The sequence below is a fragment of the Candidatus Melainabacteria bacterium genome, from assembly GCA_003963305.1.
GTDB lineage: Bacteria > Cyanobacteriota > Vampirovibrionia > Obscuribacterales > Obscuribacteraceae > PALSA-1081.
In genome coordinates, this window is record RXJR01000013.1 from 46,771 (window position 1) to 62,591 (window position 15,821).

A 15,821-nucleotide genomic window follows, 5' to 3' on the forward strand; every position below is an offset into this window, starting at 1 on the left:
CAGGTAAGAGACCAACAAGAGGCTAGCGCAGATGTCGAGCTTTGGAATCATCGCCATAAACCACAGCGCCTTAGGGCTGAATGGAGTGGCAGAGAGTCAGCGGCAGGAGAACTTCGAGAGTTACCTGACTGACGCAGGCATCGCCGCCGCCGCCGTTCGAGCAGGCGATCTGGGTGTTCTCAATCTCGAACTAGTCAATCTCGAAGACAGCAATGTGCGTGACGTGATTGCCCGAGTGCTGGAAACTATAATCAATTCCGGCGACGGCAAGACTGGTATCAAATACGACACCAAACAAGAGTCAGCGGTAGAAAAATTATTGAGTGCGCTGGAAAGCAAACTGGAAGAACGCCAGCTTGCTGCAGTAATCACTAACCTGCCTGCAAAAGCAGAAGACGCCAGGAAAAAAATCAAAGCACTGCACAAACACAATTTGCAGGTGATCGTCGAGACTGTTTCAGTCGAAGAAGCTCTGCTGGCTCAGCAGGCTGGTGCCGATGCCGTAATCGCCAAAGGGCACGAGGCCGGTGGCAGAATCGGTGACGAAACATCGTTCGTACTGCTTCAACAATTCGCCAAGCAAGTCAAGTTACCGTTTTACGGACAGGGCGGCATGGGCATCCACACTGCCGCAGCAGCCTATGTAGCCGGAGCAGTCGGGGTTGTTCTCGACTCGCAGCTATTGTTCACCAAAGAATCATCGTTGCCGCTCGAGCTGAAGCAGAAAATTGCCAATCTGGACGGAACTGAGACCGCTATCGTCACATCAGGCGATGAGCAATATCGCCTCTACTCAAGAGTCGCGGGCGCAATCGAACAGTCTGTTCAAGGCAAGCAGAACTCCATCTGGAAAAACATCGCCGATTACAATCAACAATCGCGTCCGCTCGACCGCGTCTGGAATTTCGGACAAGACATCTGTTTTGCCACTGATTTTGGACAGAAGTTCTCCACCGTCGCCGGCGTCTCACAAGCTATTAAAGCCTCCGTGCGCGAACATGTGAAACTGGCAGCCGAGAAACAACCGCTGCGCCAGGGTTCACCACTGGCAGTATCACACGGCACCACTTATCCGATCGTACAGGGCGCCATGACTCGGGTCTCAGACACGGCAGATTTCGCACTGTCAATTTCAAAGGAAGGCGGGCTGCCATTTCTTGCCCTGGCATTGATGCGCAAAAATGAATGTGACGTGCTCGTTTCCGAAACAAAGGAAAAGCTGGGCGCTCTGGCATGGGGCGTGGGCATTCTTGGTTTCGTGCCGCAACAATTGCGTCAGGAACAGATGGAAGTGGTCAGCAAATACAGACCGCCTTTCGCCTTGATTGCAGGCGGCCGCCCAGATCAAGCTAAAGCGCTTGAAGACATGGGCATCAAAACTTATTTGCATGTACCTTCGCCCATGTTGCTCGAATCATTCATCGAGATGGGTTCGAAACGCTTTATATTCGAAGGCAAGGAGTGTGGTGGTCACGTTGGACCGCGCGCCAGTTTCACGCTCTGGGAAGCGATGATCGATCGCATTCTCGGTTCGCTGGGACCCCGTGACGATGCCTCTCTCTATCACGTCTTGTTCGCCGGCGGCGTACACGATGCCATGTCATCCGCGATGGTGGCAGCCATGGCAGCCACCCTGGCAGCACGTGGAGTGCGCGTGGGAGCTTTGATGGGTACAGCCTACCTGTTCACTAAAGAAGCAGTAGAGACTGGTGCCATCGTAGAGAAATTCCAGCAAGCTGCTATTGAATGCAACAAAACAGTGCTACTCGAAACAGGACCGGGGCATGCCATTCGTTGCATCAACTCACCATACAAAAAGACTTTTGACGACAAACGCCAGGAACTGGTTCTAAAAAACACAAACAGAGACGAGATTCGTGAAGAGCTCGAACTGATGAATTTAGGGCGCCTGCGCATCGCCAGCAAAGGTCTGACACGCAAAGCCAGCGCAAGCAAAGAAGACACAATCGCCGAACTCACGAATGAGAACAAGACGGCCAGCAATCTGGAAACTCTGGCTCCCGAAAAACAGTGGGCTGACGGCATGTATATGATCGGGCAGATAGCCACCATGCACGATTCGGTGTGCACGATAGCCGACCTGCACGAGACTGTCGCCAATGGTGGTGCCGATATCATCAATGACGTGGCTGCTCGCAAGCCGCTTGTAACCAGCGTCGAATCGAACGGCAATGGCGGCAAAACAGCCTCTGAAGCCGTTGCCATCGTGGGCATGGCCTGCCTGTTTCCAAAAGCAAATGACCTGGAAACTTACTGGGAAAACATCTTAAGTAAGGTAGACACAATCACTGAAGTTCCAATTGAGCAATGGGACTGGAGAAACTACTACGATCCCAATCCGCTCGCTCGCGACAAAATTCATTCGAAGTGGGGCGGCTTCCTGCAAGACTTGAAGTTCGATCCGACTAAGTACGGCATTCCACCAAGCAGCCTCGACTCTATCGATCCGATGCAAGTGCTGCTCCTGGAAGTAACCAGAGCCGCCATCGAAGACGCCGGCTATGCGCAAAGAGGCTTCGACCGCGAAAAAACTTCAGTTGTGCTGGCAAACGCCGGGCACGGACCGATCACGGCGCTCTATTCATTGCGTTCGATGTTGGGATGGAAGCTCAACAACCTCTCCGACAGTGCCAAGGCTGAACTGCAAGAAGCATTGCCCGAGTGGACCGAAGATTCATTCCCAGGCTACCTCGGCAACGTAGCCGCCGGTCGGGTAGCGAATCGATTCGACCTGGGCGGAGTCAACTTCTCAATCGATGCGGCCTGCGCATCGTCTCTGGCTGCATTACATGTAGGCATTGGTGAACTGCGCAACAAACAGAGCGATGTTGTATTTCTCGCTGCGGCTGACACGCACAACCAGCCGGGTGACTACCTGAGCTTCAGCAAAACCCACGCCTTCTCAGGCAAGGGACGCTGCAGAACCTTCGATGTCACCGCAGATGGTATCGTAATCAGTGAAGGCATCGCCATGCTGGTCTTAAAGCGACTGAGCGACGCTGAACGTGATGGTGACCGCGTCTACGCCGTAATCAAAGGAATTGGCGGGTCAAGCGACGGCAGAGACTTGAGCCTCACAGCACCGCGTCCAGCCGGGCAGATGCTGGCACTGAAGAGAGCATACGAAGATGCCGGTCTCTCGCCGAGTTCCGTATCGCTGGTTGAAGCACACGGCACTGGTACCGTGGCTGGTGACAGAGCAGAAATAGAAGCACTGAAAACAGTCTTCGAACGGCATGGAGCACCAAAACGAGGTTGTGCAGTTGGTTCCGTCAAAACAATGATCGGTCACACCAAAGCAGCAGCCGGGCTGGCGTCACTAATCAAAGTGGCTAAAGCTCTGCACCACAAAGTCTTGCCACCGACTATCGGTGTAACAAAACCAAACCCATCCTGTGAATTCGAAAACAGTCCGTTCTATATCAACAGCGAGACTCGTCCGTGGATCAATAACAAAGACAGCGCCAGACGCGCTGGCGTAAGCGCCTTCGGTTTCGGCGGCACTAACTTCCACGCCGTGCTCGAAGAATATGTTCCAACCACCAATAGCGCTCCTAAAGCAGCCACTTACGGCTGGCCGTCCGAGCTGTTCGTTTTGCACGGCAAAAACAGACTCGAACTGATGAAGTCGCTCGAGTCTGTAGCTGACATAGTGAAACGTGCCGCTAAGGCCGAAGAGACAGTTGTTCTGCGAGAAGTTGCGCAGGCTGCCTATCTGAGGCAGCTTGAGCGTCACACTGACGCCAAGACTCAAGAACTCTGCGTGGCCATCGTCGCCACAAGTGCTGAGGATCTGCTCGACAAGATCTCACGCGCCAAGAGCGATCTGCTCAACGCCAACTGCACGGAAATCAAAGATCCGCGTGGCATCTATTTTGTAGATCTGGAACAGAAACCGGAAATTGCTCAAGGCAAAGTCGCTTTTCTTTTCCCCGGTCAAGGTTCACAAAGTGTAGATATGCTGCGTGAACTGGCGACCCAGTTTCCAGAAGTACGCGACACGATCGAAAGAGCTTCAAGAGTGCTGGCGGATAAATTTGGTCAGCCTCTCAATACGCTCATCTATCCACCTCCCTCCTTCACCGATGAAGAAAAGGCAGCTCAGTCGGAAGCTCTGACTAACACTCACGTGGCGCAACCGGCAATCGGAGCCGCAGACCTGGGCATGTTCAAGTTGTTGCGCTCGTTTGGCGTAGCACCAGATATGGTTGCAGGTCACAGCTACGGAGAATATGTCGCTCTGCACGCCGCTGGTGTCTTCGAAGAATCTGCACTCTTTGAAATCTCTGAAATCAGAGGCAGAATTTTGTCCGAAAAGAACGGCGGCGGCAAAGGCACAATGGCTGCGGTCTCTGGACCGATAGAACAAGTGACCAACGTATTGCGTGAAGTTCCCGGAGTCACGCTCGCCAACATCAATTCACCCAAGCAGTGTGTTGTAGCAGGCGAAGAGTCTGCCGTTCAAAATGCCTTAGAGGCTTTCAAAAAACATGGTGTGGCAGCGAAACTGATACCGGTATCGCAGGCATTTCACTCCAGTCATATGACGCACGCTCAGGCACCGCTTGAAACCGCACTTTCCAATATCCCTCTGGCCGAACCAGGCATCCCCGTCTACTGCAATACAGATTCGCAGATCTACTCGAAAGCATCGGTCGTAACCAGACTGACCAAACACATCGTCGAACCAGTAGATTTTGCCACTCAATTGCAAAAGATGTACGACGACGGAGCCAGAATATTCGTAGAGGTAGGACCTGGAGCCGTTCTCAGCGGACTTACAGATGCCACTCTCTCTCACAAAGAAGGCAACAAGTATGTAATCGTCAACTCCGGTCGCGCCGGTTTGACTAATTTCCTGCACTGCCTGGCTGCTCTGGCTGCCAATGGTCAGAAAATAGATATCGGCAGATTGTTCAGCGCCCGCACCAGGGCATTCGAAGCAGCTCGCAAGTTCGGACGCACGCTCAGCACTAATGAAGCACCGCGCAGCCGTTCATTGATGTATCTGGTCAATAGCGCCCACATCAAGCGAGTTGGAGCAACCGCCAAACCAAAACAAGTCGCTCAAGCAGCAACAGCAGCAACGCAACCCGCGACCAAGCAGATTTCCCAGAGCGCAGCCGCGTCGACATCGTCGGCTGCCGCACCGGTAACCCAATCGGCAGCCAATCAGGCTGCTCAACCCCAGCGCAACCAGGCAGCCCCCGCAGCCGCTGCGCCAACCCAACCAATCAGCCAATCCCTTCAGGTATCCAAGCCCCAGGGCAGCTCTCAAACCGAAACAAGGAACCCAACAGCCTCATCCATGAATACATCTAAACCAGCAGATCAGCCAAAACAAATCCAGCCAGAAGCAGCGAGAACGCCGGTGCCGACTCCGCCGCCTTTGCCAGTGATGCCGCAGCAGGTTCTGATGCCAACCGCGGTCTCAGGCAAGCATGTCGATCAGGTTATGTTGCAGTTCCAACAGACGATGCTTCAAATGACCAACAGCTTCCTGCAAACGCAGCAGCAAGTAATGTTGGCGTATCTGCAAAACAAGAGCGGAATGACTGCGCCTGTGCCTTATCAGGCTGCACCTCAGGCGATACCACAGGCAACCTGGCAAGATCAGGCCACCGGCTACCCATCCGCATTTGCTCAGCCTCCAGTGCAGCAATATGCACCAGCGCCAGTGCAGCAGTATGCACCAGCGCCAGTGCAGCAGTATGCACCAGCACCAGTGCAGCAGTATGCGCAAGCTCCAGTGCAACAGTACGCTCAAGCTCCTGTCGAGCAACCAGCTGCAAGCGTTGCAGGAACTCCAAACGTACCTGCAGCCCAGCTGCTGAATACACTCTCGCAAGTTGAAGCAAGCGCTGTTGTACCTGCTCCGGTAGATGCATCGGTCACCGACACGACTGCGAACACAGCCCAGAATGATGATGCAGCAGGTCAGGAGGACCCACAAGTTCTCGTCAACGCCTTGCTGGACATCGTCAGCCAGCGCACCGGCTACCCGATCGACATGCTCGATCCGACCCTTGACCTGGAAGCAGATCTCGGAATCGACTCAATTAAGCGTGTCGAAATTTTGAATAGCTTCCGAAAAATGTTGCCGGAACAAAGACAGCTTGAACTGGAAGGCGGTCTGGAAGACCTCGCCGGTACCAAGACATTGCAAGGCATCATCGACTGGATTTGCAAAGCGCCCTCGGGAGCACCGCAAGAAAAAGCTCCTACCCACAACGGTAACGGAAACGGAAACGGTTATGCAGGCGGCAACGGCAATGGCAATGGCAACGGTCATGGTCACGGCAACGGAAATGGCAACGGCAATGGTCACGGACACACAACCGAGATCGGCAAAGGTCAATTGCTTCACCTTCCCACTCTGAACAACGGTGGAAATGGTCATAACGGACATAACGGCAATGGCAACGGGCACGGTGGTCTGCACCTCGTCACAGAATCGTCGGAAGAGCTTGTCTCTGGTGGCATTCTTCGACGCGGATTGGTTCAGACATTTAGATTGCCAACGCTAGAAAACCAGCCCCTGAATCTCTCAGGAGTGGTGCTCATCGCCGCCGATGCTTCCGGTTACGGCAAGGCGGTCTCCGCAGCATTGACGAAACAAAACCAGAAAGCGGTTGTTCTCGGCACTGCTAAAGGCGCAGACATTACAGTCTCAGACTTCCACAATGTGGAAGAACTGACTGCCGCAGTACAGAAGGTGAAGAAAGAGCATGGTGAGATCGCAGCCTTCATCGATCTGCGAGCTTTCGACGTCAACGACCAGGCTAAAGACATAAAAGTTCTCAGCCAGTTGTTTGCAATAGCCAAAGCTCTGGAACCTGACTTCAATCCTAAGCAGTCAGATAACAAGAAACAATTCATCACGGCAGCCAGAATCGACGGTCAATTCGGACTCACCGAAACTACTTCGTTCTCACCTCTGCAAGCTGGTCTGATTGGTCTGATGAAGTCGCTCGCCAAAGAGTGGACTCAATCAAATTGCAAAGCAATCGACTTTTCAGCGAAGCTTTCAGCAGCTGCTGTCGCCGAAATTCTCGTAAAAGAATTAGCGAACAAAGATCCCCATGTTGAAACCGGGTATGACGAAAAGCGCCAACGCTATGCCGTAGAGAGCTTTGCAGTCAGCCTGGAAAATGCTGAGTGCAGCAATATCAAACTAGACTCCTCAAAAGTTATCTTAATCACGGGTGGCGCTCGTGGTATCACCGCGGAACTGGCACTGGAGCTGGCAGAAAAATATCAACCCAAGTTGATTCTGGTTGGACGCCTGCCTGAACCATCAGCGCAGGAAAACCCAGCCACAGCCGGTCTTGAGTCGACAAAAGAGCTGAAAGCGGCAATCATGGAACAGCTCAAAGCTGAAGGCAAAGCAGTAAGCATTGCCGCAGTAGAAACTGTTTATCAAAAATTGCTCAAAGAAAGAGAAATAAGAGACACGCTCTCTGAGCTGAAGAGACTCGGTTCGGCAGTTGAATACCACTCTCTCGATGTACGCGATCCTGAAACGTTCGGCAACTTGATTGCAGACATCTACAAGCGTCATGGCAACATCGACGGCGTCATCAATGGAGCCGGCATCATCGAAGATGGCTTCACTAAAGACAAAACAGTCGAGTCGTTTGAAAAAGTCGTCAGCACAAAGATCGACAGCAGCTTCATTTTGAGCGAGAAACTCAATCTGAATACCCTGCAGTTCATGTTCCTCTTCTCCTCGGTGGTCGGACGCACTGGTAATGCTGGTCAGACTGACTACGTCGCAGCCAATGAAACAGTGAACAAACTGGCTATGGTCCTCGACAAGAAGACTAAAGCTCGCGTTGCCTCGATCATGTGGGGACCATGGAAAGGTGGCATGGCTCAGCCTGAACTGGAGAGCATCTTCGCCAAATATGGTTGGGCGATGATAGACGCTTCTGCTGGACGCTCGTACTTCATAGAAGAGATCGAGTTCGGCAAGAAAGGCGATGTGGAAGTACTGCTCGTCGCCGAATTGCTTGGAGACGCCGCACTGCCGACCCCGGTCGGACCGCGCCTCTATCAATCGACAGTAACGATGCCCGAACCTGGCAGCTTCGAGTTTGCGTTCGATTTGAATCCTGAACACGACCTCTACTTAAACGACCACACCTTCGACGGCATTCCAGTAATGCCGATGGCCTTTGCCCTCGAACTCATGGCTGAAGCCGCCACGGCAGCTTATCCTGGCTACGGAGTGCGCAAGGTTCATCGAATGGACATTCCATCAGGAATAGTCTTCGATGCTCCAACCAAACAGATCACTGTTGTGACCGACGAAGTCAGTCGCTCAGAGCTGGGTGTCAAGGTCAAGGTCGCCTTGAATACAGGTGCTCCTCTCAAGCGCACCAACTTCAAAGCTGTGATGGAATTGTCCAGAATTGACTCAGGTGAAGTACAACGGTTAGAACACTGCCCACCAGATGTGGTGACAAAGTTCAACGATGTAAATGAACTAGCCGACATCGCAGATCAAATCGAAGAGGTTCCAGCCACCAAAGACATCTACGGCAACTGGCTCTTCCATGGCCCGATCTTCCAGGGTATCAAGGACATCCGTGCTCTGGGCAGCACAGGCATCCTGGGTACCGTGCAAGCGGCCGATGAGCGCACCTGCTTCGCTGAAACCAACGGCGACAACTGGATTATCGATCCGGTTCTGTTTGACAGTTCAATGCAACTCGCTGGTGTCTGGGCACGACAACACCTTGATATAACGGTACTGCCGACCGGTTTCCGCACACTTCATTTGCTCGGCAAGATCCGCAGCGGAGAAGAGCTGTACGGTCGCATCTTCATCAATCCGGGTGCATCGGCAAGAGAACTGACTTGCGAGCTGGCTATCTACCGTAAGAACGGAGAGATGGTAATGCTGGTAGAAGGTCTCGGCGGCGTTGGCAGCAAGTCACTGAACAGACTGGCGAGCCAGGCCAGCCCGTTGGGTACGACCAAATGAAACCGGCAGGAAGGCAGGCGAACAGTACGCAAGCCTCCGCGAAAACCAATAAAGTCGCAATAGTAGGAATGTCCTGCCTGTTTCCTGGCGCTGCCAATCTGGCTCAGTTCTGGGCAAACATCGTCAACGGTTTCGATGCCACCAGAGATGCTACCGCCGAAGAATGGAACCCGGATAAGTTCTACAACCCCAACCCGACAGCATTCGAACAGATTTATTGCAAGCGAGGCGGGTTCATAACCGAGCTGGCCGATTTCGACCCGCTCAAGTATGGTGTCATGCCAAACAGTATTTCCGGTTCAGATCCGGACCAACTGCTGGCGCTGCGTGTTGCTTCCGAAGCTCTGGCCGATGCCGGTTACGCAAATAAGCAATATGACGGCAACCGCGCCGAAGTAATTTTAGGCCGCACATCCGCTCCCGGCGGCGGCAGCATGAACATGATCTATCACGGGGAAACCGTTCACCAGGTGTTGGATGTAGTTAAGAGCCTGCATCCGGAGTATTCGCCAGAGCAAATGATTTTGCTTGAGCAAGGGCTACGCGCAACGCTCAAGAACTGCAGTTCAGATACGATACCGGCCGTCATGCCGAACATTCTGGCTGGGCGAATCGCCGGGCGTCTTGGATTTAAAGGCAAAAGCACCGTTCTCGACTCAGCCTGCGCATCGTCCTTGATTGCGGTGGAGATGGGCGTCAACGATTTACTTTCCGGCACCTGCGATCTGGCTCTTGCCGGAGGCATACACGTCAACTCTTTCGCAGTCTTCTATCAGATGTTCTGTGGACTGGGCGCTCTTTCCAAACAAGAAAAGATTCGTCCATACGATGATAAGGCTGATGGCACACTGCTTGGCGAAGGTCTGGGAATGGTGGTTCTCAAACGCTATGAAGACGCCATTGCAGATGGTGACAGAATTTATGCCGTTATCGCCGGCATCGCCAGCTCAAGCGACGGGCAGGGCACGAGCATGTTGGCTCCGTCTGTGGATGGAGAAGCCCTGGCGCTGAAACGAGCTTACGAAAATTCAGGCGTTTCGCCGACTACAATAGGGCTCCTCGAGGGGCACGGGACGGGCACTCCATCAGGTGACGCAGCCGAGATCCAGGCCATCCACAAAGTCTTCGGTGAAAGCACCAACAGTCCCTGGTGCGCAATCGGCTCCGTCAAATCGATGATCGGTCACACACAGGCAGCCAGTGGCGTGGCAGGACTGATCAAAACGGCACTGGCGCTTTATCACAAGATATTGCCTCCAACACTCAACGTCGAGACTCCAACCAGACAAATTGATTGGCAGAAATCGCCTTGCTATATCAACTCAAAGACGAGAACCTGGATTCATTCCAAAACACCGGCCAATGTTGGAGAGACTGAACAAGCGAAATGGGCTCGCTACAGTTCACCTCGCCGCGCTGCCGTAAGCGCCTTCGGCTTCGGTGGTGTAAACGCGCATACAATTCTGGAAGAGCACGATAGCGATTTTGAGAGCGAGTCAGAAAGTTTATTGCAGGAATGGGAAACGGAACTTTGCCTTTTTGCCGGTCAAACACAGCAAGATCTAATAAGCGTTTTGAAAGAAGTGCAAACTTATCTCGCTGGCGAAACCACTCAGCCTCTGCGCAATATTGCCTACACACTAGCCACGAAAGCACGAAAGGTTCGCGGCGATAAACAATGCGCAGCCATAGTCGCTTCTTCTCTAGCTGACCTGAAAAACAAAATAGACGGCGTTTTGCAAGCACTGAGCAAAGACGAATCGCCCTGCCTGGCCGATGTATATCACGTCAAAGACTCAAGCGTCGGCAAAGGCAAATTAGCCTTCGTCATGCCCGGTCTGGGCGCGGCATACCCCAATATGCTCCAGGATCTTTGTTTCCACTTCCCAGAAGTTCGTCATGTTTTCGACTATATCGACTTGCTGGCGTTGCAATGCGAAAGTGACTACGTACCGAGCCGCCGGATATTTCCTAGAGGAGAACAGGGGCAGGAATCAATAGCATCACTGGCTGCGATGGACTCAGCTGTCGTCAACGTGCTGATGGCCGAGTGGGCACTATATACGGTGCTGCAAAACCTGGGCATCAATGCGGACGCATTGCTCGGTTGCAGCACCGGTGAATTTGCTACTTTGCCAATGGGAGGAGCTGTAAACATCCTGGATGTGGCACCTCTCTTCTATCGCCTCAGCACGCATGTGGCAAAATCAGTCTCCAAAGAAAAGCTTGCCGATTTGCGCTCGATCATGCTTGTAGCAGACTACGACAGCTTCAAGGAAACTATCAAAGACATTAAAGGACTTTATCTGAGTGCTGCCCTGTGCTCGTCTCAAAGCATGCTCTCCGGTTCAAAAGAAGCAGTAGCTGAGGCGATGAAAGCCCTGACTGCAGCCGGCTTCGAACCACAGCCCCTGCCTATGGCTATTCCTTATCACACACCACTCGTGGAAGGCATGGTCGATCCCAACCATCAAGAAATCAAAGACATGGATCTCGGCTTGCCCAAGACACCGATCTGGTCATGTTCGAGAGTTGGTCAATATCCAAACGACACCGCAGAAATTCGCAAGATCACGACTGAACTTTTCACCCAGCCGATCATGCTGAAGAAAACAGTTGAAGCAATGTACGAAGACGGTGTCACCATCTTTGTGGAAGTCGGTCCGAAAGGAGTTCTCACACCCCTGATTGGCGACACGTTGCAAGACAAAGATCATCTGGCGGTCGCGTGCAACACCTCATACAACTCCGCTATCACCCAGCTCAATCATTGCCTGGGTGAACTTGCAGCGCACGGCGTCGATATGCAGTTGGATTACTTGTTTGCAAGACGAGCACCAGAGTTTATCGAATTCAGCGAAAAGCCCAAACCGCGCTCAAGGCAGTCAGTTCGACTGGACTTGAAATTCCCGCAACTGGCAGTGCCCGAAGAAGTGGCTAAACAGCTACGTGCGGAATCACAGGCGGCATATTCAAGTGCCACCCAGGATGATCAAGGCTCAGAGCCACGCCAATCCCAAAAGTTCTCTCAAAGGGTTTCACAGAGCGATGCGCAGAATTCTCTTGAGGATGAATTTGATTTTGAAACTGGAAGCGATTCAGAAGAGCATCAACCAGATGTAGTACAAACGTACCTGACAGGCATGGCTGAATTTCATCAGAACCTGATGGGCATGCAGGAAGAAGTTATGCGCGCATATCTGCACGCACAGCAACAGCTTGAAACTGAGCCGCCCCAAACACTTCCCGAAGAAATGATTGACGGTCTGGAGAATTACAGTGAAATCCAGCTGCCCGTGGAATATGCACAGCCGTATCAACCTAATGCCTACCCCGTTCATCAGTATGAACCGGCGCAAAGTCACTTCGATCTGCCACCATTTTTACGGAACGGATTAACCAGATGCGAACTATCCGAGAACAATGCAGAGGCAGAGCTTTTCGTCACGCTGGACAATCACAGATATTTGCTCGACCACGCCATCGGAGGCAACGTCTCTGCTGCTGCGCCTTCTGCAGAACGAGTGTATCTCCTGCCTCTTACTGTAGCAGTGGAAGCGATGAGCGAAATAGCCAGTCTCCTTTTGCCGGGACGTCCGGTCTTAAGAGTAAGCGCGATCAGAGCGGCACGCAGAATTCGAGTCGGTCGCGAAGGCAGCCTGCTCAGATTGAAAGCTCACCGCGTCGACACTTACACATTTGAAGCCAGCATCGATCAAGTTGGCGCAGAGCAATTTTCTGGACCATCAATGTCTTGCCACGTCGAGTTTGGCGACTACTATCCAACTGCCCCGCTTTTGAGCAACTCCATCGCCTCTCCCAGAGCCGCGGCGCTTACACCAGCCGAACTCTATCAACCCAAAACGATGTTCCATGGACCCCGCATGCAATCCGTCATGGCTCTGAACACCGTTGGCAGGCGCGCCAGTGATGGCTTCGTTGCCGCCCGACCAGCCATCGACTGGTTCCCTGGTGACAACGATCCAAAATTCCTCATCGATCCCTTGTTGCTCGATAACTCAACACAGATCGTGCTCTTCCACCTGTTTGAAGAGAATGAGGATGTGAGTGCGCTTCTACCTTTCCTCGTTGAATCTCTGGAGTTTTACACCGACCTCTCCAATCTGAGAGGCACGTTCAAAGTATCGGCACACTTGAGTTCGATGACGTCGAGAGGCACCGAGGCCGACGTCTTCATCGTCGACAACAACAATGTAGTGCTGGCAAAATTCATGGGCATCAACAGCAGAAGAATTATCCTCAGCGAAAATTGGAAGGAGTACATTGCACAACCGCAAACAACCTTCTTGACCGACACCATGCCATACATAGAAGCTGCTCTCGGTCACTCAGACCAGTTGAGCAATGCCATTTTGCAGTTGGGACAGCTGCCCGAAGACGAATCGACCTTGACCTGGTGCCTGGACTATGTGCTGCATAATAGCGAACGAAAAGATTTTCTAGCGCTGACAAATTTGCCGAGAAAACGCGAGTGGTTCTGCGGCAGAATCGCTGCCAAAGAGGCTGTACGCAGACTTCTAAAAGCCAGTCACAACCTCAGTGTCTGTTGTGCAGATATTATTGTCGCAACTAACGAACAGGGTCAGCCGTATGCCACCGGCAAGTGGATTGAAATCGTCGGATATGAGCCACATCTTTCAATCAGTCACAAAGCCGGAATAGCAGTGGCGTTAGCGGCACACAGACAGGGTTCGCGTGGCATAGGCATTGACGTTGAAATTATCGAACCAAAAGAAAATGGATTCGAAACGCTGGCGTTTCTTCCCGAAGAGATAAACGAGCTGCAAAAATCTGCCGGCTCGAATAAAGAAAAACGTGTCATACAATTTTGGTCAGCCAAAGAAGCTGTCGGTAAGGCGCTTGGCTTAGGACTCTCCGCGAACCCCCGCTCACTGAAAGCACAACTACTGGACGAACAGGATGATAAGGCGCGCTTTCTAGTGTCACCGCAAAACGGCGGCGCTTTCCTTGTTCATTGTCTGACAAAAGACGAAACAATCATCGCAGTGACTAACTTGCACAGCGACGGCTAGCGCGCCGTCTACTAACTGTTTGCAAAACTTCGGTTAACTAAATGGCACTGGTGCGTTAACTGTGTCGCAAGGCTTGGTTAACTGCCGCTCGCGATCTCACTTTCTAGCGTTGAATGTTCTGAGGGAATAGGAATGAACTCATCCTTCAACTCATAAAATGATGCGGAGATTCAATAGTGAAAGTCAAAATGATTTTGCCTGCGCTGACCGAGGCAAAGAGTCCATTTTATCGACCGATTAAATACTCGCTCTTTCCTCCATTGGGACTGGCGACCCTGGCAGCGCGCCTCCCACAGGGTTGGGACATTCAAGTAGTAGATGAGCACGTGGAAGAATTGCGGCTTGATGACGAACCAGATCTCGTTGTCATTCAAACTTACATAACATCCGCTTTCCGCGCCTACAAAATTGCCGATCACTATCGCAAGAATGGAGCGTTTGTCGTGATGGGCGGATTACATGTAACTTCACTGCCCGACGAAGCGTTGCAGCACGCAGACACCATAATTCTCGGCCCCGCTGGTGACGCATGGGGGCGCTTCATCAATGATTTCATCTCGGGAAAAACAGAACGAACATACGTAGCCAAAAAACGTTCCTTAGTCGGTGCGCCACCCATACGACGAGACTTGATCAAGCGTCACCTCTATCTCTGTCCCAACTCAATCGTCGTTTCACGCGGATGCCCGCACACCTGCGATTTTTGCTACAAAGAGGCTTTCTTTAAAGGAGGCAAGTCGTTCTACACTCAAGAAGTCGATGACGCATTGGCAGAGATTGAAAGACTTCCGGGGCGCCATGTCTATTTTCTAGACGATCATCTGTTCGGCAATGAGCGCTTTGCCAATGCCTTATTTGATGGAATGAAAGGGATGGGACGAGTGTTTCAAGCGGCCGGCACAATCCAATCAATATTGCGACCAGGACTTCTGGAAAAGGCAGCCGAAGCTGGATTGCGCAGTCTCTTCGTCGGTTTCGAGACTCTTAATCCGTCCAATCTACAAGACCATGACAAATATCAGAACCTCAATCGCGACTACAACTCCGCAATCAAACGTGTTCACGATTTAGGTGTAATGGTGAATGGAAGTTTTGTTTTTGGCATGGACCACGATGACGAAACAGTCTTCGATAGAACTGTGGATTGGGCTGTGAATCAGGGCATAGAAACAGCCACTTTCCATATATTGACGCCCTACCCGTCTACAGAATTACACAATCGAATGAGCACCGAAGGGCGCATGCTGCATCGCAATTGGGATCTGTATGATACGCGCCACGTCGTGCACAAACATCCAACGATGTCTGCGCAAACGCTTGAGGATGGTTATTGGCGGGCCTACAAAGATTTCTACCGTTGGCCGCACATCCTCAAAGGGGCAATGCAGAAAGATAATTTGCATGCCCAACTGCGACACCTCGCCTACGCAGGTGGATGGAAAAAATTCGAGCCACTCTGGGACGCAATCATAAAAACACAGAGAGTAACTAGAATGCTGCCACTTCTAGAAGAAGTACTGGCTGCGTTCGGCAAATTCAATTCCGATTCTGAAAAGTCCGACAAACCATCGGCTGAATTGAGCAAGGTGGCCTAGCCAGAGCAAGACCCAATCAGCCGGACTTGCCTGGTTTCTGCCAGCCGTCACCTGCATCTCGACTTGCCCGGTTCTACCAGGCAAATTCTCACATCTCGACTGTGCCACAGAGCCGCCACAAATGTGCCACCGGCGAGTCACCTGGATTTCGTATGCTTCAAG

At 52.2% G+C, this 15,821-nt stretch carries 3 protein-coding genes; all 3 read left to right on the plus strand.

Annotation, left to right across the window (positions count from 1 at the left end; translation table 11 throughout):
• The first annotated feature begins 31 nt into the window (after nt 1-31).
• The 3 genes from EKK48_14960 to EKK48_14970 all read left to right on the plus strand — a co-directional run bounded on the left by EKK48_14960 (nt 32) and on the right by EKK48_14970 (nt 15,659).
• Nucleotides 32-9,010 carry an SDR family NAD(P)-dependent oxidoreductase gene (locus EKK48_14960; protein RTL41028.1) on the plus strand — a complete coding sequence of 2,993 codons (8,979 nt, stop codon included), beginning with the start codon at nt 32-34 and terminating at the stop codon, nt 9,008-9,010.
• Nucleotides 9,007-14,064: a 4'-phosphopantetheinyl transferase superfamily protein gene (locus EKK48_14965; GenBank protein RTL41029.1), complete on the plus strand. Its 5,058-nt coding sequence runs from the start codon at nt 9,007-9,009 to the stop codon at nt 14,062-14,064. The genes EKK48_14960 and EKK48_14965 overlap by 4 nt, the downstream gene beginning before the upstream one ends.
• A gap of 176 nt (nt 14,065-14,240) precedes the next feature.
• Entirely contained in the window at nt 14,241-15,659 is a 1,419-nt protein-coding gene (locus EKK48_14970; protein RTL41030.1) for a radical SAM protein, read from the plus strand.
• The last annotated feature ends 162 nt before the right edge of the window (nt 15,660-15,821 follow it).